Annotated in this window: 20 protein-coding genes and 2 pseudogenes; 11 read left to right on the top strand and 11 right to left on the bottom strand. The window is 72.9% G+C overall.

Annotation, left to right across the window (positions count from 1 at the left end):
* Nucleotides 1-19 precede the first annotated feature (19 nt).
* Nucleotides 20-640 carry an L-threonylcarbamoyladenylate synthase gene (locus ACQ614_RS37655; RefSeq protein ID WP_431683637.1) on the top strand — a complete coding sequence of 207 codons (621 nt, stop codon included), beginning with the start codon at nt 20-22 and terminating at the stop codon, nt 638-640.
* Between the two features lie 122 nt (nt 641-762).
* On the opposite strand, the gene ACQ614_RS37650 is transcribed toward ACQ614_RS37655, so the two are convergent.
* Nucleotides 763-1527, bottom strand: coding sequence for an SDR family oxidoreductase (locus tag ACQ614_RS37650; RefSeq protein WP_431683636.1), 765 nt, complete (start codon nt 1525-1527; stop codon nt 763-765).
* 122 nt (nt 1528-1649) lie between these two features.
* On the opposite strand from ACQ614_RS37650, the gene ACQ614_RS37645 reads away from it, so the two are divergent.
* Nucleotides 1650-2261 carry a TetR/AcrR family transcriptional regulator gene (locus ACQ614_RS37645; RefSeq protein ID WP_431683635.1) on the top strand — a complete coding sequence of 204 codons (612 nt, stop codon included), beginning with the start codon at nt 1650-1652 and terminating at the stop codon, nt 2259-2261.
* 36 nt (nt 2262-2297) lie between these two features.
* On the opposite strand, the gene ACQ614_RS37640 is transcribed toward ACQ614_RS37645, so the two are convergent.
* Complete coding sequence (locus ACQ614_RS37640) at nt 2298-3257, bottom strand: GlxA family transcriptional regulator (protein ID WP_431683634.1); 960 nt, start codon at nt 3255-3257, stop codon at nt 2298-2300.
* A gap of 97 nt (nt 3258-3354) precedes the next feature.
* Between ACQ614_RS37640 and ACQ614_RS37635 the strand changes: the two genes are divergently transcribed.
* Nucleotides 3355-3879, top strand: coding sequence for a PaaI family thioesterase (locus ACQ614_RS37635; RefSeq protein ID WP_431683633.1), 525 nt, complete (start codon nt 3355-3357; stop codon nt 3877-3879).
* Nucleotides 3880-4002: 123 nt separating this feature from the next.
* Here ACQ614_RS37635 and ACQ614_RS37630 read toward each other — a convergent pair whose 3' ends face one another.
* Nucleotides 4003-5001: a DMT family transporter gene (locus ACQ614_RS37630; protein ID WP_431683632.1), complete on the bottom strand. Its 999-nt coding sequence runs from the start codon at nt 4999-5001 to the stop codon at nt 4003-4005.
* A 94-nt stretch (nt 5002-5095) separates the two neighbouring features.
* On the opposite strand from ACQ614_RS37630, the gene ACQ614_RS37625 reads away from it, so the two are divergent.
* Both ACQ614_RS37625 and ACQ614_RS37620 read left to right on the top strand, forming a co-directional pair.
* Nucleotides 5096-6007 carry a LysR family transcriptional regulator gene (locus ACQ614_RS37625; protein WP_431683631.1) on the top strand — a complete coding sequence of 304 codons (912 nt, stop codon included), beginning with the start codon at nt 5096-5098 and terminating at the stop codon, nt 6005-6007.
* A 182-nt stretch (nt 6008-6189) separates the two neighbouring features.
* A complete protein-coding gene (locus tag ACQ614_RS37620) occupies nt 6190-7296 on the top strand; it encodes a restriction endonuclease (protein WP_431683630.1) in 1107 nt (368 codons plus the stop codon).
* Between the two features lie 323 nt (nt 7297-7619).
* On the opposite strand, the gene ACQ614_RS37615 is transcribed toward ACQ614_RS37620, so the two are convergent.
* The 4 genes from ACQ614_RS37615 to ACQ614_RS37600 all read right to left on the bottom strand — a co-directional run bounded on the left by ACQ614_RS37615 (nt 7620) and on the right by ACQ614_RS37600 (nt 12295).
* A complete protein-coding gene (locus ACQ614_RS37615; RefSeq protein WP_431683629.1) occupies nt 7620-8774 on the bottom strand; it encodes a Ku protein in 1155 nt (384 codons plus the stop codon).
* A gap of 146 nt (nt 8775-8920) precedes the next feature.
* The gene (locus ACQ614_RS37610; RefSeq protein WP_431683628.1) at nt 8921-9571 is read right to left on the bottom strand and encodes a phosphoribosyltransferase; all 651 of its coding nucleotides are present in this window, start codon (nt 9569-9571) and stop codon (nt 8921-8923) included.
* Between the two features lie 453 nt (nt 9572-10024).
* Complete coding sequence (locus ACQ614_RS37605; protein WP_431683627.1) at nt 10025-11179, bottom strand: carboxylate-amine ligase; 1155 nt, start codon at nt 11177-11179, stop codon at nt 10025-10027.
* Nucleotides 11180-11386: 207 nt separating this feature from the next.
* Nucleotides 11387-12295 (bottom strand): LysR family transcriptional regulator, encoded by a 909-nt coding sequence (locus ACQ614_RS37600; protein ID WP_431683626.1) that lies wholly within the window; start codon nt 12293-12295, stop codon nt 11387-11389.
* Nucleotides 12296-12443: 148 nt separating this feature from the next.
* On the opposite strand from ACQ614_RS37600, the gene ACQ614_RS37595 reads away from it, so the two are divergent.
* The 3 genes from ACQ614_RS37595 to ACQ614_RS37585 all read left to right on the top strand — a co-directional run bounded on the left by ACQ614_RS37595 (nt 12444) and on the right by ACQ614_RS37585 (nt 14321).
* Nucleotides 12444-12854 carry a RidA family protein gene (locus ACQ614_RS37595; RefSeq protein WP_431683625.1) on the top strand — a complete coding sequence of 137 codons (411 nt, stop codon included), beginning with the start codon at nt 12444-12446 and terminating at the stop codon, nt 12852-12854.
* Nucleotides 12851-13705, top strand: coding sequence for an NAD(P)-dependent oxidoreductase (locus ACQ614_RS37590; protein WP_431683624.1), 855 nt, complete (start codon nt 12851-12853; stop codon nt 13703-13705). The genes ACQ614_RS37595 and ACQ614_RS37590 overlap by 4 nt, the downstream gene beginning before the upstream one ends.
* A gap of 112 nt (nt 13706-13817) precedes the next feature.
* The gene (locus tag ACQ614_RS37585) at nt 13818-14321 is read left to right on the top strand and encodes a DUF1877 family protein (protein WP_431683623.1); all 504 of its coding nucleotides are present in this window, start codon (nt 13818-13820) and stop codon (nt 14319-14321) included.
* Between the two features lie 23 nt (nt 14322-14344).
* On the opposite strand, the gene ACQ614_RS37580 is transcribed toward ACQ614_RS37585, so the two are convergent.
* Entirely contained in the window at nt 14345-14617 is a 273-nt protein-coding gene (locus ACQ614_RS37580; protein WP_431683622.1) for a hypothetical protein, read from the bottom strand.
* A 171-nt stretch (nt 14618-14788) separates the two neighbouring features.
* On the opposite strand from ACQ614_RS37580, the gene ACQ614_RS37575 reads away from it, so the two are divergent.
* The 3 genes from ACQ614_RS37575 to ACQ614_RS37565 all read left to right on the top strand — a co-directional run bounded on the left by ACQ614_RS37575 (nt 14789) and on the right by ACQ614_RS37565 (nt 16737).
* Nucleotides 14789-14998 carry a hypothetical protein gene (locus ACQ614_RS37575; protein ID WP_363492857.1) on the top strand — a complete coding sequence of 70 codons (210 nt, stop codon included), beginning with the start codon at nt 14789-14791 and terminating at the stop codon, nt 14996-14998.
* Complete coding sequence (locus ACQ614_RS37570) at nt 14995-15366, top strand: fic family toxin-antitoxin system, toxin component (protein ID WP_431683621.1); 372 nt, start codon at nt 14995-14997, stop codon at nt 15364-15366. Before ACQ614_RS37575 ends, ACQ614_RS37570 begins: the two co-directional genes overlap by 4 nt.
* Nucleotides 15367-15537: 171 nt before the next feature.
* Entirely contained in the window at nt 15538-16737 is a 1200-nt protein-coding gene (locus ACQ614_RS37565; protein ID WP_431683620.1) for a serine hydrolase domain-containing protein, read from the top strand.
* A gap of 108 nt (nt 16738-16845) precedes the next feature.
* Here ACQ614_RS37565 and ACQ614_RS37560 read toward each other — a convergent pair whose 3' ends face one another.
* The 3 genes and pseudogenes from ACQ614_RS37560 to ACQ614_RS37550 all read right to left on the bottom strand — a co-directional run.
* Nucleotides 16846-17067 carry a hypothetical protein gene (locus ACQ614_RS37560; RefSeq protein WP_431683619.1) on the bottom strand — a complete coding sequence of 74 codons (222 nt, stop codon included), beginning with the start codon at nt 17065-17067 and terminating at the stop codon, nt 16846-16848.
* Nucleotides 17068-17249: 182 nt separating this feature from the next.
* Nucleotides 17250-18102: pseudogene (locus ACQ614_RS37555) on the bottom strand (heme ABC transporter ATP-binding protein).
* Nucleotides 18099-18347, bottom strand: a pseudogene (locus tag ACQ614_RS37550) (iron chelate uptake ABC transporter family permease subunit); the annotation flags it as partial. The pseudogenes ACQ614_RS37555 and ACQ614_RS37550, both read right to left, overlap by 4 nt.
* Nucleotides 18348-18431: the final 84 nt, after the last annotated feature.

The raw sequence follows: 18431 nt of genomic DNA, 5'->3' as shown, positions 1-18431 counted from the left end.
AATCCCGTAAGGTCGGCCAATGGCGAAGTACTTCGACGTGCACCCGCAGACCCCCCAGCTGCGCACCATCCGCACCGTGGCCGACAGTCTCCGGTCCGGAGCCCTGGTCGCGTACCCGACCGACTCCTGCTTCGCGCTGGGATGCCGGCTGGGCAACCACGACGGCATCGAACGCATCCGGTCCATCCGCCGGCTCGACGACCGCCACCACTTCACCCTGGTGTGCGAGAACTTCGCGCAGCTGGGGCAGTTCGTCCACATCGACAACGACGTGTTCCGTGCCGTCAAGGCGGCGACGCCGGGCAGCTACACCTTCATCCTCCCTGCCACCAAGGAGGTCCCCCGCCGCCTGATGCACCCCAAGAAGAAGACGGTGGGGGTCCGGATTCCCGACCACGTCGTCACCCGGGCCCTGCTCTCCGAGCTCGGCGAGCCGCTGGTCTCGAGCACCCTGCTCCTCCCCGACGAGAGCGAGCCGATGACGCAGGGATGGGAGATCAAGGAGCGGCTCGACCACGTGCTGGACGCCGTGGTGGACTCGGGCGACTGCGGCACCGAACCGACGACCGTCATCGACTTCTCCAGCGGCGAGGCCGAGATCGTCCGACGCGGGGCCGGGGACACGTCGCGCTTCGAGTGACGCCTCGGGTGCCACCGGGGGCGCGGGGAACTGCGCCCCTGTGGGTCACCCATGCACGTTCGACGACGGGGCCGGTCAGGTGGCGGAGGGGCCGGTCAGGCCAGGCCGCAGTCGGGGGCCGGTCAGGCCAGGCCGCCGTTCGTGAAGAGGACCTGGCCGTTGACCCAGCGCCCGGGGCCGGCCAGGAAGGCGACGGTCTCGGCGATGTCCTCGGGCGTGCCGAGGCGCTCCAGCGGGGGCTGGGCGGCCAGGCGGTCGACGGTCTCCCGGTCCTTGCCGTCGAAGAAGAGCGGGGTGGCCGTGGGCCCGGGCGCGACGGCGTTGACGGTGATGTCGCGGCCCCGCAGTTCGCGGGCCAGGATCAGCGTCATGGCCTCGACCGCGCCCTTGCTCGCGGCATAGGCGGCGTAGCCGGGGAAGGCGAGCCGGGTCACCGAGGTGGAGAAGGTGACGACTGCGCCGCCGGACCGGACGCGGCGGGCCGCCTGCTGGGCGACCACGAAGGTGCCGCGGACGTTGGTGCGGTGCATCCGGTCGAGTGCGGTCAGGTCGAAGTCGGCGACCGGGCCCAGGATCATCTGTCCCGCGGTGTGGACGACGACGTCGATCCCCCCGAACTCCGCCTCCACGGCGTCGAACGCCTGGGACATGGCGTCCTCGTCCGCGATGTCGCCGGCCACAGCGACGGCCCGGCCGCCGTCCGCACGGATCGCCGCCACGAGGTCCTCGGCAGCGGTCTTGTTGCCCGCGTAGTGGACACCGACGGCCATACCGTCGGCCGCGAGCCGCCGGGCGACGGCACTGCCGATGCCGCCCGATGCGCCGGTGACCAGGGCGACCCTGCCGGTGTCGGACCGGGTCGTGTCGGGGTTGGTGGTGTCGGTCATGGCGGTGCCTCCCGCGCGTCTGCTTTGAAATGAACGTCTAGTCCATATAAGCAGATGGTGAACGCTGCGTCCATATGACAGAGTGGGGGGCCTGCCAGCCACACGCATGCGGGAGTACGCCGATGACAGAGCCAGCGCAGGAGACACCCCCGCGTGTACGGCGCGGACGCGGACGGCGCCCGGCCGGCGAGGTCCGTGCCGAGGTCCTCACGGCCGCCGGAGCGATGCTGCTGGAGCAGGGCATGGCCTCGTTCACCATCGAAGGGGTCGCGGAACGGTCCGGCGCCAGCAAGACGACGATCTACAAGTGGTGGCCCTCCAAGGGGGCACTCGCCCTCGACGGCTACTTCCACGCCGTCGAATCCACCCTGGCCTTCCCCGACACCGGCGACATCCAGGCGGACCTGACCGCGCAGATCCGCGCCTTCGCCCGCCTGGTGACCACGACACCGGCCGGGCGCGTGATCGCCGAGCTCATCGGCCAGGCACAGACCGACCCCGACCTGTCCGCCGCGCTCCTCGAACGCTACTCCGGCCCCCGGCGGCAGCTCGCCGTCGAGGCGATGCAGCGCGCCCAGCAGCGCGGCCAGCTGCGCCCCGACGCCGACCCCGAGATCCTGGTCGACCAGCTCTGGGGCGCCTGCTACCACCGGCTCCTGCTGCCCAACCTCCCGGTGACCGAGGACTTCGCGGTCAGCCTGGTCACCAACCTCCTGCACGGCGTCCGGGCCTGACCTCGGCGCGCTCCCGGAGCGGCCCGGGCCGGCTGCTCAGGAGCGCAGGTGGCGGGCGCCGAGGCCGCGGCGGTCACGGAGGAGGGCGCGGAGCGGTCCCGGGCTCTCGTAGCCCACCCGGCGGGCGACCGCCGTCAGGGAGAGCGACGTCGCACGGAGCAGGTGCTCCGCCTGCTCCACCCGAAGGCTCTGCACCAGGCGGATCGGCGAGCAGCCCAGGGTGCGCGTGACCGTGCGCTGCAGGGTGCGCTCGCTGACGCCGAGCTCGCGGGCGGCCTCGGCGATCGAGATCGGCTCCCCGATGCGGACCCGCACCCACTCCTCGAACGCCGAGACCAGCGGGTCGTGCTGGGCCAGCGCGCTGGGGATCGTGTACGCGGCCTGCGAGGCCCGGTCGTCCACCACCAGGTAGCGCCGCACCAGGTCGGCGAGCGCCGGGCTGCGCATCCGGACGATCGCCAGGGCCAGGTCGAGATGGCTGAACGCGGCTCCGGCCGTGGTGACGCCGTCGCTGGTCGTCACCATGCGGCTCTCGTCGACCGTCACCCGGCGGTAGCGCTCCCGGAACACCGGGGCCAGCCACCAGCTGGTGGTCGCCTGCAGCCCGTCCAGCACCCCCGACTCGGCCAGCAGGAAGGTGCCGGTACAGGACGTGGCCAGCGCAGTACGCCGCTCCCTGGCCTCCGCCAGCACCCGGCGCGCCGCCCGCTGTGCGGGTGAACCGACGGCCTCCACCAATGCCTCCGGCCGGCGCTCCATGAGGGCCGGCACCACGAGGATGTCCGCGTCCTCGGCCTCGGCGACGCTTTCGGTGTCCACCCGGTGCCCGAGCCCGGTCCGCACCCGCCGCCGCACCCCGACGGTGCGGATGTCGAACCTCGGCGGTGCCGCCCCGGCCAGCTGCCCGCGCAGCGCATTGGCGGAGTGGAGCACGTCGAGAATCCCCGACACCCCTGAATCGAACGCCCCGTCCAGGACGAGCACCGCTGCTTTCATCCCGACACCCTAACCGGTCGCCGCGTGTCGGAATCGATGCGCGAGCTGCCGGTTCCGACACTCCCGTCGCCGTCTCCGGCGCACCTAGGGTCGAGCCATGACCACGTACGACATGGCCCCCGCCGACGCACCGAGCACCCGCAGCCGCACGCACACCTGGCAGCCGCGCCCCGACATGACTCCCGAGATCCTCGGCATGAGCGGCCTGGAGATCCTCCAGGCGGCAATGAAGGGCACGCTGCCGGCCGCCTCGATCATGAGCACCCTGGGCTTCCGGCTCACCGAGGTCTCCGAGGGGCTCGCCGTCTTCGAGGGCGACCCGGGCGATCACCTGCTCAACCCGATGGGAACCGTCCACGGCGGCTTCCTCGCCACGCTCCTGGACTCGGCACTCGGCTCGGCGGTCATGACACGCCTGCCCGCGGGAACCATGTACACCACCGTCCAGCTGGGCGTGCACATGATCCGACCGGTACTGTCCGACACGCCCACCCTGCGGTGCGAGGGCCGCGCCCTCCACGTCGGCCGCACCACCGCCACTGCCGAGGCCCGCATCGTCGACACCCTCACCGGCAAGCTCTACGCCCACGGCACCACGACCTGCGCCGTCCTGCGCTCCTGACGCTTCTGACGCCCTGGCAGCACTCGGGCCCGGCGGGGGTCGGCCCCGGCTGAGGTCGGGCTGGGTGGTGGGTGAGTCGGTCGACGGGTTGTCTCCTCTCCAGAAGTAGCCGCAGCCTGTCGCTCAGGTGGTGGGCAGGGCCGCGGTCGGACTGTCGGCAGCGGCAGGCGGAGCGGTGCGGTGAGCGCGTTCGACGGCCTGGCCCCAGTACGTTCCGGCGACCATCAGCACTGCACCGAGGGCGGCAGGGGCGGTCAGGTGTTCGCCGCCGAGGCCGATGCCGACCGCCACTGCCCAGACGGGCTCGGTACCGAGCAGCAGGCTGGCCCGGCTGGCGGAACTGCGCTGCACCGCCCAGGTCTGGGCGAGGAAGGCGAACACACTGCAGAACAGGGCGAGGTGGAGCAGCGAGCCCCAGGTCGATGCGCTCGCGTGGGCGAGGGCCGACAGGCCGGAGGCCGCGGGCACCGCGAACACCACTGTGCCGACCACGGTCTGCACTGCCGTCAGGTGCATCGGACGCAGCTCGCGTCCCGCGGTGAGCCTGCCGACCAGGGCTACGTGCGCGGCCCTGACCACTGCGGCGGCGAGCATCAGCAGGTCGCCGAGCCCCGGGGTCCGTAGCCCGGTGCCGGACATCAGCAGGCCGACGGCGACGATGCACAGCCCCGCGGCGGCGAAGAACCTGGCCGGTAGCGGGCCGCGCCCGCCGGTGCGGTCCAGGAACGGGGTCAGCACGATCGTCAGGCTGATGATCAGGCCGGCGTTCGCGGCGCTGGTGTGTGCCACCCCGTACGTCTCGATCGCCAGGACGGCGGCCTGCGTGAGGCCGAGGACCGAGCCGTGGCGCAGTTCATCCCGCCGGAACCGTGCGGACGGGCGGCGGCGCTCACGAAGGGCGCTGCCCGCGAACGCGGCACGGCGGGCACTGGCTGCACGGCCGGCGAGCGCGGCACCGACCGCGATCACGGCGAGGGCCGCGAGGGCGGAGAGTGCGTAGCGCGCGAACAGGACGACGAGGACGGGGACGGCTCCGGTCGCGGACTTCGCGGCGAGGTAGCTGGAACCCCAGACGATCGCCACGAGCAGCAGGACCAGGTCGGTACGGCGGGAATCAGGCACGGCCACCACGCTGCCCGAGCAACACAGTGAAGCCAAGGGCGACCTTCTGAAAGGATCTTTAAGCGCTGCCTACAGTGTTGCTTACACTGTCTGCATGGACGAACGGCAACTGCGGGTCCTGCGGGAGCTCGGCGAACTCGGCAGTGTCACTGCCGTCGCCGAGGCGATGATGGTGACGCCGTCGGCCGTCTCACAGCAGTTGCGGCTGCTCCAGCGCTCCGTCCCGGTGCCACTGACCGAGCGTGACGGGCGGCGGCTGGTGCTCACCGACGCCGGGCGGGCTCTCGCGGACGCGGCGATCGACGTGGCGGCGGCACTGGCCCGGGCCCGGCACGCCGTCGACCGGTACATCGAGCAGCCGCAGGGCGAGGTGTCGCTCGCCGCCTTCCACAGCGCGGGCGCAGCATTCTTCCCGCTGCTGCTGCGGCACTCGGCCGGCACCGCCGACTTTCCGAGGCTCGCCCTCGCCGACGAGGATGTCGCCCAGGACCGGTTCCCCCGGCTCACCCGGGACCATGACCTCGTACTGGCGCACCGCCTCGACCACACTCCGGGCTGGCCCCGGACCGTGGCGGTCACCCCGCTGCTCCACGAGCCGCTGGACGTTGCCCTCCCTGCCGGCCACCCACTGGCCGACCGCGCGGAGGTGACCCCGCACGACGTCGCCGGTCTGCCGTGGATCACCGTCCACGACGGCTTCCCGCTGCTGGCCACCATCGAGGCCATTGGCGCTGCTGCCGAGCGGCAGCTCGACATCGTCCACCGCATCAACGAGTTCACGGTGGCCGCGGAGGTCGTCGCCGCCGACGGCGGTGTGGCCCTGATGCCCCGGTGGACCGGCCCGCGGCACCCGGCCGTCGTCCTCCGTCCGCTGGCCGGTGTGCACGCACGCCGGCACATCGACGTACTGCACCGCCCCGAACGCACCGCCCGCCGGGCTGTCCGGACCGTCCTGCGGGCGCTGGTCCAGGCGGCCGACACCGTCCGCGGCAACGACCGCCCGTAGGCCGTGGGAGACCGCCGGCGCTGCGGCTGCGGCTGCGGCTGCGGCTGCGACTGCGACTGCGACTGCGACTGCGACTGCGACTGCGACGCCTCAACTGCCCAGCTCCCGGGCCAGATTCTTTCCGAAACGATCAGTTGCGTGACATCGCTGACGCGCCGTCAGCCGAGCGCCTACCGTGACGCGTGCCATCAACCGTCCAGCTTTCAAGGGGGCACCGTATGTCCCGGAGCCGGAAGCTCCACCGCCTCAGCAACCCCGATTCTGCCGAGCGTCGCGCGCAGCGCATGCTGTTCCGTCACCTCCGTGACGACACCACTGCGGAACGCGGCCGGATGGCGAAGCGGGTGCATGAGCTTCAGCTCCTCTTGGCGATGGACCCGGTCGACTTCGAGCAGCTCATAGCCCGGTTGATGGAGGCCATGGGCATGCGGGTGGAGCTCACTGCCCGGTCGCGGGACGGCGGAGTGGACGTACGCGGGATCGACTCGGACCCGTTCCGCGGCGGGAACGTGATTGTGCAGGTGAAGCGGTACCGGGACACCGTGACCCCGTCCGCCGTGCGAGACCTGTACGGGACGCTCCAGCACGATCGGGCCGCGACCAAGGCCGTCCTTGTGACGACCAGCAGGTTCGGGCCGAGCTCGCACCAGTTCGTCGCAGGCAAGCCGATCACGCTGATCAACGGCGCCGAGCTGGTGGGCCTGCTCAAGCACCACGGGTTCCACGAGGTGTTCGCAGCGGCTCGGCATGGTGCCGCCGGCGCCGACGGGGACGATCTGCCCGGTGTCGAGGTCGCTGCCGACCCGGCCCGGCTCCTCCTCCACTGGACCGGTGAGGAGGAGTACGACATCGCCGCCCTGGTGTGCCGGGGGAACAGGGCGCTGTCGGACGAGCACCTGGTTTTCTACAACAACGGCTCGACGCCTGACGGTTCGGTGCGGCTGGTCACCGGCTACGGCGATGCGAACGCCTGCCTGATGGTCGACTTCGACGCACTGCCCGCCGACGCCGACCGGCTCGTCATCGTCGCCGCGGCCGACACCCAGAACCACCCGACCGCGACCATGGCCGGATTCGCGGGACCGGCTCTGATCCTCGAACCGGGTGCCGACCAGGACCCGGCGGTGGTGCACCTGGCCGACGGCGCCCCGGCCAACACTGCGATGCGCCTCGGCCGGTTCGATCGCGACACCTCCGGAAACTGGGACTTCACCCCGGCCCTCGCCGGGTACCCGGGCGGACTGCACCAGGCGGTCGTGGCCTACGGCCTCGAGGTCGAAGACTCGTAGCGGGATCGGCGGAGTGGCGATGCCCTGTCCGGTATTGCGGCCAGGAGCGGGGCCGTTCCCTCCGTTGCCGTAGACCCGATGCGGTCGGTCGGCGGGCGCTCCACCGGGTCGGGCGCGCCGGGCCGATCCGTCCGGCCTTGGTGGAGAGGCGAGCGGAAGGACCGAGCGGCTGCTGTGGGCGCCGGCGGTGCGGATGTTGCCGGCCGGACGAGGTTGGAGGCAGCCGCCGTCCGGGCCGACACCGCCTCAGCGGACGAGGAGACCAGGGAACGCCCGACTCGCACTCGCTTCGGCGACCACGCATGCCTGACCAGTGTTGAGGTTCAGGAGGCGTCGCGCATGCGACTGCCGCGGCCGGCTTTGGCGACGGCGTCCTGGAGCTCGCCGCGGTTCATGGTGGAACGGTGCGGGATGTCGAGGTTGGTGGCGCGTTTGTAGAGCTCGCCCTTGGTCAGTTTCGACAGGTCCTCCCCCTCCGCCCGGCCGCCGGCGGTGACGCGCTTCTTCGCTCCGGCCGACTCCTTGCCGGCCTTGGCGGTGGTGGAGGTGGACTTCGTGTCCGCCGCCGCCTTGGGGGTCCGGCGGGACCGGGTTGCCCGGTCCCGGGAGGTGGACGATCCGGCCTCCGCGCCGCCACCACCGCGACTGCCGTCGCTGTCGCTGTCGCCGCCGGAGGCTGTGGCGGTCTTGCCGGTGCGGGCGGTGTCCACGCTGCGGCGCAGGACGTCCATGAGGTCGATGACGTTGGTGGACTCCGGGGCCGGTCCGGCGGAAAGGGTGAGCTCGCGGCCGGCCTGCTTGTCCTCGATGAGCTTGCGGACCTGCTCCTCGAAGGTGTCCTGGTACGCCTCCGGGTCCCAGTCGACGGCGAGCGCCTCGACCAGTTGCTCGGCGATGGCCAGCTCCTTGCCGGTGAATTTCGCCCTGCCGCCGGGCAGGTCGTCGATCTCCTGGCGCGGGTCGCGGACCTCGTCGGCGAAGTGCATGGTGTGCAGCTCCAGCAGGCCGCCCTCGGCGCGCACCGCGGTCAGGTACTCCTTGCCGCGCATCGAGAACATCGCCAGCCCGGCCCGGTTGGAGCGCTCCAGCACCTCGGTCAGCAGCTGGTAGATCTTGGTGTACTCGGAACCCTTGGGGCCCAGGTAGTACGTCCTGTCGAAGAAGATGGGGTCGACCTGGGCGAGGTCGACGAAGCCGGAGATGTCGATGGTCCGGGAGCGGCCCGGGGAGAGCTGTTCCAGCTCTTCGGGCTCCACGACGACGTACTCGCCGTCCTCGACCTCGAAGCCCTTGACGATGTCGCCGAACGCGACCTCCTCGCCGGTGCGCTCGTTCACCCGCCTGTTGCGGACCCGGTCCGCGGTGCCGCGCTCCAACTGGTGGAAGCGCACGGTGTGCGACTCGGTCGCCGTGTAGAGCGCGACCGGCACCGTCACCAGGCCGAACGTCAGCACCCCGGTCCACACCGGCCTGGCCATCTCGGCCTCCTCCATGACGTGCCTTGCCGTACCGTGCCGCGGCGCCGGCCTCCCGCCCGACCGCCCGCTCCGACCGTACGCTCCGGCCGGCCGCCGGGCCACCGGGCTTCTGCGCAGCAGGGCATCAGGTCGAACCGGCGCCCGGGTCAGGTCACCGTGTGCACGGCTGCCATCGCGTCGAGCACCTCCCGGTCGGAGGGCGGGTGGAAGTCCGCGTACCAGTCGCCGACGTCCCGCAGGTACCAGGGCCGGTGCAGGCACACCAGCTCGTCGACCACCGGCAGGACCGCGGCGGCGGCACGGGGCGCGCTCACGGGTGCGGCCATCACCAGTGCGGCCGGACGCCCGTCACGCAGATGGCAGAGCGCAGCGTGGGCGGCGACTCCGGAGGTGAGGCCGTCGCTGACGAGGATCACCGTACGCCCCTCCACCTGGGGGAACGGGCGGTCTCCGCGGTAGAGCGCCTCGCAGCGGTCGACCTCGGCCCGCTCGTCGGCGACGGTACCGCCGAGCCCGTGCGCGGTCACGCCCAGCGTCCTCAGCGCGTTCTCCTCCCAGTGCGGGGGCGCGCCGGGCAGGAGGGCTCCCACGGCGACCTCCGGGCGGTCCGGTACCCGGACGAGGCGCGCCACCATCACGTCGAACGGCGCCTCAAGCGCGGCGGCGACGGCCGCGCCGACCGGCACACCGCCGGGCGGCAGGGCGAGGACCAGCAGGTCGGGCGGGACACTGCCGAGCCGCCGGCAGAGCAGTTCGGCGAGTTCCCGTCCGGCCTGCTCCCGATCGTGGAAACGCATCACGTCCACCTTCTGCCTGCCGTTTCCTCTGTCGGCCGGCGCCTACCCACTGCAGGGAAATCCATGGCACATGGAGGTCGTCGGCCAATCTCCCCCGCCGCACGGGCGGGGGTGACGTGGCGTGATGGAGCGACTGCGCGGTCGACCGGAAACCACGGCGGGTTCTGGCGCGCTTTGCAGTCGCAGTCCGTGCACCGGCGTTGACGCCTTGTCGGGAAGCGCCGCGCAGGCCCTCAGTAGGGCAGCGGGCGTCCGGACGGCGTCCTGAGGTCCAGCGGGGGCCGCGGGCGGCCGCGGCCGGGCTGCACGGCAATCCGAATCCTGGCCATGACCCTCGCCTCCTCTGACCTCGGTACAGAGTGACGTCTGCCCAGGGCCGATGCTTTCCAAGCCTGCTGGACGAATTTCCGTACCGGACCGCACAACCGGGCCGTCACTGATGCCGCGTCCGGCTCAGGACGCCGCGCTCTCCGCCGCGATCATCGCGATCAGGCCGGGCCGCCCGTGTTCCGCCAGGTACCGGCGCTGGCGGTCGGCGCCGTTGCCCTCGGACAGCAGGCGGTGGACCAGCGGGGCCACAGCGCGGGTGTCGCCCAGGGCCTCCAGCACCGGGCCGAGCCGGTCCATCATGCCGCGGACGATCTCTCCGGCCGGTCGGGAGAGCCCGGTGTCCGGGTCGTGCAGGGTGTCGTCCAGGCCGTACCGGGCGGCGTGCCACGCCGCGCCCTCCAGGCTCTCCGGGGTGCGCGGTGCCGGCGGGCGCCCTGCGGCGGCGTCCTGGATCGCGGTGACGACCAGTGCGCGGACGAGTCCGGCCAGCATGACGGCTTCGTCGGCGCGCAGTTGGACGTCCATCGCGCGCAGTTCCACGGTCGGGAACTTCGCCGAGAGCCGGGCCTGCCAGTACAGCTGCCCGCGGTCGCGGATCAGCCGGGCCTCCAGCAGGTGGTCGATCCGGCGTTCGTAGTCCGCCGCGTCCGCGAAGTGGGGCGGGATGCCGCTGATCGGCCAGCGCCCGAAGACGACCGTGCGCCAGCTCGCGTAGCCGGTGTCGGAGCCGTACCAGAGCGGCGAGTTGGCCGACAGCGCGGTGAGCACCGGCAGCCAGGGGCGGAGGCGGTTGAGCACCTCGACGCCCGTCTGCGGGTCCGGGACGGCCACGTGCACGTGCATGCCGTTGATCATCGCCTCGTCGGCCAGCAGTGAGACGACCTGTCGGATGGTGTGGTAGCGCGGGGCGTCGACGATCTCCGGGGGCACGGAGGGCGCGTACGGGGCGGTGCCGCAGGCCGCGAGCCGGCAGCCCGAGGTCTCCGCGGCCTGCGCCAGGGCGTGGCGCAGGCGCAGCAGGTGCCCGCCGACCTCGTCGAGGTCCCGGCAGACCGGGGTGGCGACCTCCACCTGCGCCTGGAGCAGTTCGTTCTGGAGTTCGTCGTGATGGATCGCGGGGTGGAGTCCGGCGATCGCCCGCACCGCGTCGACCCGTGGGAGTGGCAGGCCGCTGTCCGGGTCGAGCAGCAGGTACTCCTCCTCGACCCCGACGGTCGGACGGTCGCCCGTGTTCTCGAGAGGTCGGCCCCCGTCTGCCGTGCCGGTGCCTGCGTCCATGTCTCCGGGCTACCACGTCCGCCCGATGACCACATCCGGGCGGGCACCCACCTGACGCTCTGATGAGCCGATCCCGACGTCGGGCGGCGGCCTGCGTGTCCGCGTGATCGACGTGCGTGCCGGGTACCGGGCGTCGTGGGCACCGAGTACATCTCGGTGATCGTCCAGGCACTCTCGGGATGCGGGGTCGGGCATGCCCGCGTGCCGTCATGCGCCTCCCGTGGCGGGCAGGTCGTTCTTCGCGGGCACGGCGGCGTCGCGGAGGGCGGTGACGAACCGGGCGGCGGGGGTGTCGTGGGGGCGGAGGGCGGCGTGGACGGTGCGGGTGGGGGGCTCGGTGAGGTCGCGGACGAGGACATCGGTGCGCAGCGCCGGGACGAGCAGGTCGGGGACCAGGGTGATGCCGAGGCCGGCGGCGACGAAGGCCTGCTTGCCGAGCAGGCTGCCGCAGTCGATGTCCAGGCGCGGGGTGAAGCCGGCCCGGGCGCAGAGGCCGGTGAGCAGGGTGGCGGAGCCGGAGTAGTCCTCGACCCAGGTCTCGTCGGCGAGTTCGGCAAGGTCGACTCGGGTGCGGCCGGCGAGGCGGTGGCCGAGCGGCAGCAGCAGCCGCAGGGGGTCGTCGAGCAGCGGTACGAGGTCGATGCCGGGCATCGCGGGCAGGCCGGGCGGATAGTCGGTGACGACGGCGACGTCCAGCTCCCCTTCCTGGAGCCTGGGGAGCAGCTGCGGGGTGACGTCCTCGGTGAAGGTGACCCGGACGGACGGGTCGTCGGCGGCGAAGCGGGTGAGGGCCCGTGGCAGCAGGGTCGCGGCCGCAGTGGGGACCGCTCCGACGCGGAGCCGGCTGCTGCGCCGGCGGCCGGCGGCGGCCACCTCCTCGGCGGCGCGGTCGGCGCGGGCGACGATGGCGTGCGCGTGGTCGAGCAGGATCGCTCCCGCGGCGGTCGGCCGTACTCCTCGCGCGTGGCGCTCCAGCAGGGGGCTGTCCAACTGCCGCTCCAGTGCGGCGATCTGGCGGGACACTGCCGACTGGGTGTAGCCCAGCACCTCGGCCGCCCGGCTGATCGACGCCTGGCGGCACACCTCGCGGTAGGACCGGAGGGCTGCGAGTTCCATGGGCCGATCGTACGTCGAGGTATGCGTACTGCGCATGGGTGGGGTGTCGGATATTCGCTTCCGGCAGAGCAGCTGGCGGGGCGAGGATGGCGGCGTCGGGCGCGGCCGTGCAGGGTGTGCGGCTGCCGAGAGGGAGAGTGAGTACGTCATGTCGGAGATCACCCGGATCGCGGCGCCCGCCGGGGTCGCGCCGAGCGGGCGGTACAGCCATGTCGTGAGCGGGCGCGGGCGGTTCGTCGCGGTGTCCGGGCAGGTGGCGCTGGACGAGGGCGGCAAGCTGGTGGGCGAGGGCGATGCGGTGGCCCAGGTCCGGCAGGTGTTCGCCAACCTGGAGCGCTGCCTGGCCGCGGCGGGTGCGGGCTGGCGGGACGTCGTCAAGATCACGTCCTTCCTGACCGATGTCGCCCATCTGTCGGCGCTGCGGACGGTCTGGGACGAGGTGCTCGATCCGGAGCATGCCCCGGCGAGTTCGGCGGTGCAGGTCGCGGCGCTGGTCCGGCCGGAGTTCCTGGTCGAGATCGAGGCGTTCGCGGTCGTGCCCGAGGAGGCGGCGCCGTGAGGGTCGCAGTGTGCGGGCTCGGACGGATGGGGAGTGCGTTCGCCGACGTGCTCGTCGCCGAGGGGCACGGGGTGACGGTGTGGAACCGCACGCCCGGGCGCGGGGTCGCGGGCACGGCGGTGGCGGAGAGCCCCGCGGCGGCGGCCGGTGCCGCGGAGGTCGTGGTGGTGATGGTGCTCGACGGGCCCGCGGCGCGCGAGGTGCTGTTCGGGCCGGACGGGGTGGCTCGCGGGGCCGCCGTCGCCGACGCGAGTGGCGGTGGGACGGTCGTGGTGAATGCGTCGACCGTCGGGCCCGGCGAGGCCCGGGCTCTGGCAGCGGAGGCGGCCGGGGCCGGGCTGCGGTACGTCGAGGCGCCGGTCCTCGGGTCGGTGCCGGCGGTGCGGGCGGCGACGCTGACCGTCCTGGTCGGCGGCGAGGACTCCGACGTGGCGGCGGCGCTGCCCGTCCTGCGGGCCTGGTCGCACGCCGGGCAGGTCCGGCACACCGGGGAGGTCGGGACGGCGTCGGCGCTGAAGCTGGTGGCGAACCTCGGGCTCGGCGTGGTCGCGGCCGGGCTGCGGGACGCGGTCGCCCTGGGGCAGGAGCTCGGGCTGGCCCGCGAGGCCGTCCTGGACGTCCTCGCCGACGGGCACTTCGGCCGCCTCGTGGCCGCCAAGCGCGAACGGCTCGACAAGGGCGACTACGGCGGGGCCGACTTCACGCTGGGGGCACTCGCCAAGGACCTCGGGCTGATGCTCGCGGCGGGCGGCCCCCTGCCGCTGCCCGTGGTCGAGGCGGCCGCCGGCGCCGTCCGGGCCGGAGTGGAGCGGGGCGGCGGGGACTCGGACATCGCGGTGCTGGGCGCCTGACCGGGCGTCGGTGCGAAGAGCGGCCCGCGTTCGCTCTCGGTGTGGGTGCGCCGGGATACCCTCCCGGTTCTGCCGGCCACCGACGCCGGGCCGTTCACCGAAGGGGACAGTCGTGAGCCACCACATGCACCTGCGCGCCGTCCGGGAGTCCGAGGTCCGGAAGGAGTACGCCCGGCTGGAGGAGTTCATGGCCGCTGCCTGGGGCGGGGACGTCCACCCCGCCGAGTGCGCCGCGGGTGTCGCGAAGTCCTTCGAGAAGGACTACGGCCTCGTGCACGAGCTCTACGAGGCGGCCGCCGGTCTTCCCGAGGGCGCAGGCGGGGCATGGGAGCTGCCCGTCTACGGCGGCGACGTCGTCCGCCACCCGACCGACGCGCAGCCGCCTTTCGCCCACCTGACGCCCGGGGCGACGCAACGGGCCTCGGCCTTCCTCACGGACGTCCCGTTCGACGCCCTCTGGGCATCGGCCGGTCGCCGTCTGCACGCCTCCTTCGGCCCGTCCTGGGCGGAGGAGGACGTCAGGGGCATCTTCGTCCGGCACCACGAAGGCATGCGGGCCTTCTACGACCGCGCCGCCACGGACGGCAGGGCCGTCGTCAAAGCCTTCTGGTACTGAGCCCTTCCCCGACCCACCGGGGGTCACCAGTCGGGACGGTGGTCCTGGCCTATCGCGGCGGCGAGGTCTTCGGCGGTGTCGACCGGGAAGGGCCCGCCGTTCAGCAGGACGGCGGATATCGTCACCTGGTCCGACCATTCGATGACCAGCCGCTCCCGGCCGCGCACGTAGCAGTTGCGGCCCCAGACCGTGCGGCGCCCCTGGATCTCCGGGAAGGCGGCAGGGCCGGGCTGCAGAACGCGCGACCAGCCTGCTCGCTCGATCTCCACATCCCAGAAGCCCGGGCCAGCGATCATGTCAACCTCCTACGAGGTGCACGATACCTTCACATCCAGGGCCCGGCGGGGCTGTCGCGGGGCCAATGCGGACCGGGGGTGCATCGGCGGCGCGCGGGAGGCTCCGCAAGCCCCGGAGCGGCGGACTCCGGAGCTCTCCACACCTCTGCTATCACCTGCTATCTTCACGGTATGGCGAAGACCCAGGTGAACCTCCGCATGGACGAGACCATCGCCGAAATGGCCAAGCACGCCGCGGAAACCCGCCGCATGCCGGTGAACGACTACGTGGCGCAGCTGATCCGCGACGACAACGAGAAGCTGCGGCACACCTTCCTGGCCGGCGCGCAGCAGGTGCTTGACGAGTACGGCGACCTGCTGGACGGGATCGAGGCCGCGTGATCCTGCACGTCGACCTCGCATGGATCCTCGAGGTCGCCGAGCGGGCGGGCGTGGGCGATCCGGCCCCCGTCGACCACGGGGTGGCGATCGCCGCCGTGGAGCGGCACCGGGCGGTGGTCGCCGGGCGGGACGTCTACGACGGCCCCCTCGCACGGGCCGCGGCACTCGCCCACACCCTGGGCCGGTTGCCCTGGCTGGAGCGTTCCAACCTCCGGGTGGCCGTCGCCGTCGCCCACGGCTACCTGCTGACCGGCGGACTCGCGGTCAGGCTCGACCAGGAACGGGTGACCGCCGTGGCCGAGGAGCTCAAGCGCCCGGGCTCCACCGCAGCAGACCTCGCCGCCGTCCTCCGGACCTGGACGGCCTGAGCGCCGGTCACGCCGAACGGGCCGTCAGGCCGTCACTCGCCGCACTCCCGGCCGTTCGTGTGGCTCCGAACGAGTGGACTCGCCGGGCGGCGTGCCGGGCCGGGGCTTCGGTGCCGGGCCGCGGTGGTGGTGTTGCCGTCCGAGCCCGTGACCTGGAAGAGGCGCCCCGACGTGCGACGTACCTCCTACCGCCGGCTGTTCGCCGCAACGCTGATCGTGGCGTCGGTGCTGGCCCCCATGACCGCGACTCCCGCCACGGACGTCCACGCCGCGAGCGCCGACCGGCACGACCGGGACGACTGTGCGGGTGACGGTCTCGGCCGCGAGCTGACCGCCCGTCTGGACGGGACGATCGAGGACGTCCGCCACCAGGCGGGCATCCCCGGTGTGGTCGTCGGGCTGTGGATGCCGGGCAAGGGGTGCTACGTCCGAGCGACCGGTGTCGCCGACACCGCCACCCGCGAGCCGATGCCCGTCGACACCTTCGTCCGGATCGGCAGCGAGACCAAGACCTTCACGGTCACGGCGCTGCTCGAACTCGTCGACGAGGGCAGGGTCGGGCTGGACGACCCCATCTCCGACTACGTCCGCGGCGTCCCCGGCGGCGACCGGATCACGCTGCGTCACCTCGCCGAGATGCGCAGCGGCCTGTTCCCGTACACCTCCGACCCGGACTTCATCCACGACCTGCAGAGCGATCCGGAGCGCCCCTTCAACCCGTGGGAGGTGCTCTCGTACGGCTACCGGCACCCGAACACCTTCGCGCCGGGCGAGGAGTTCCAGTACTCCAACTCCAACCTCGTGCTGCTCGGCCTGGTGGTGGAGAAGGTCAGCGGCCAGCGGCTCGCCGACTTCGTCCACCGACGGGTGCTCCGCCCGGCCCGGCTGCGGCACACGCTGTTCCCGAACGGGGCCGAGTTCCCCGAGCCGCACGCACGCGGCTACACCGACCAGACGCTGAGCGGCGCGGTCGAGGACGTCACCGACTGGAACCCCAGCTGGGCCTGGGCGGCCGGGGCGATGATCTCGAGCCTGCAGGACCTCCACCGCTGGGCGGAGGTCGTCGCCGGCGGAGAGCTGCTCAGCCCCGAGACCCAGGCGCAGCGGCTCAGGACGCTGCCGACCGGTTTCCCCGGCACCAGCTACGGCCTCGGGATCTTCGAGACCAACGGGTGGATCGGGCACAACGGTTCCATCCCCGGCTACGAGACCGTGACCGTCCACCTGCCCTCGCAGAAGGCCACCCTGGTCATCATGATCAACACGGACGTGAGCAGCCAGGGCCAGGAGCCGTCCACCCTGCTCGCCCGGGCGATCACCGCGGTCGCCACCCCGGACAACGTCTACGCCGGCGCAGTCGTCCCGCGCTAGGCGCTGTCGCCGGTCGGGCGAGCCATGAGGGGCGCCGGGGTACTTCCCGGCCGAAGGCCGGGGGCGGAACTGCGCCCCTGACGTGCTGCCCGACCGAGCGGTCGAGCGCTATGCGCCGCGTGGCAGGTGGAGCAGGATCTCGGTGTCGGCGGTGCGGCTGAGCAGGCCCGCCTCCTCCAGAGCCGCCAGGGCTTCGAGGAGGACGCCGAGCGGCAGGCCGAGGGCCAGTGCCGCATCCGCCAGGGGGAGCCGCAGATGCGGCGCCGTGCAGGCCCTGGGCGTGTCCTCGGCCAGGTCGGCGAGGAAGCCGCCGACCCTGGCCTGCCCCACGGACCGCGCCTCGCACACCCATTGCCCGACCGGGCCCTGCCACCAGTCACCGTCCACAGGACACCTCCGCCGTCCGGCACAGCTGCACCCAGGTCACCATGGTCCACCCGCACCACCCAAAGGGTGGTACACAAAGCATTCGTGTCGCCGCGTGGGCCGGTAACGATCCGGTCCCGGACGGCTCATCCTCCCGGGCCACGCACCTCCCGGGGTCGGGCCGGGCGTTCGGGGAGTACGAGGGGCGCCCCGGTGCGCGGATGTGCGAGCACTTCCACCGGGTGGCCGTAGACGTGGCCGAGCAGGGGTGGTTGCAGGACGTCGGCGGCCGGACCGTCGGCGACGGTGGTGCCATTGTCCATGAGGACGATGCGGTCGGCGTGGGCTGCGGCCAGTGACAGGTCGTGCAGGACGACCGCCACGCCGTCGCCGGCGTCGGCTCGCCGCCGCGCGACGCGCAGGACCAGTTCCTGGTGGCGCAGGTCGAGGGCGGCGGTCGGCTCGTCGAGAGCAGCAGCGGCGTGTGCCGGGCGAGTACCCGGGCGAGGGCGACGCGGGCGCGTTCGCCACCGGAGAGCGCGGTGAAGGGCCGTTCGGCGAGGTGGGTGCATTCGGTGGCGGCCATGGCCCGGTCCACCGCGTTCTCGTCCCAGTCGGCGGCGGCGGTGCCGTGCCACGGGGCCCTGCCCATCCGGACGACCTCTCCGGCGGGGAACGGGAAGGAGAGTTCGGCGGCCTGCGGCAGCAGCGCGCGGTGGCGGGCGAGTTCGGCGGTGGCGTACCGGTCGAGCGGGCGTCCGTGGAGGCGGACCCACCGGGGGCGAGGTCTCCGGCGCGGACGGAGAGCAGGGTGGACTTGCCGGCGCCGTTCGGCCCGAGCAGGGCGACGATCTCGCCGGCCCGCACGGTCAGGCCGGCGCCGGTGAGCGGTGAGCAGGGGCCGGCCGCGCGGGCCAGCCGGACTCCTTCGGCGGTGAGCGGTTCGGCCCCGGGTACGGGCCGTTCGGGGACGGCGGTCGGGCGGCTGTGCAGTCTCATGCCCAGCCTCCCTGGCGGTTCCGGGTGCGGCGCAGCAGCCAGAAGAAGAACGGGCCGCCGATCAGTGCGGTGAGGACGCCGAGCGGCAGTTCGGCGGGTGCGGCGAGGGTGCGCGCGGCGAGGTCGCCGACGACCAGGACGAGTGCACCGCCGAGGGCGGAGGCGGGCAGCAGGAAGCGGTGGCCGGGACCTGCGGCCATGCGCAGCAGGTGGGGTACGACCAGACCCACGAAGCCGACGAAGCCGCTGACGGTGGTGGCGGTGGTGGCGGCGGCGAGGCTAACCCAAGTCGATGCCTTGCCGACGGCACGTCGGAAAGGGGCCGGCCG

It is taken from the genome of Kitasatospora dryopteridis (assembly GCF_050749075.1).
GTDB lineage: Bacteria > Actinomycetota > Actinomycetes > Streptomycetales > Streptomycetaceae > Kitasatospora.
The sequence above is the reverse complement of the archived record's forward strand: the minus strand, read 5'-3'. Positions and strand labels throughout refer to the sequence as shown.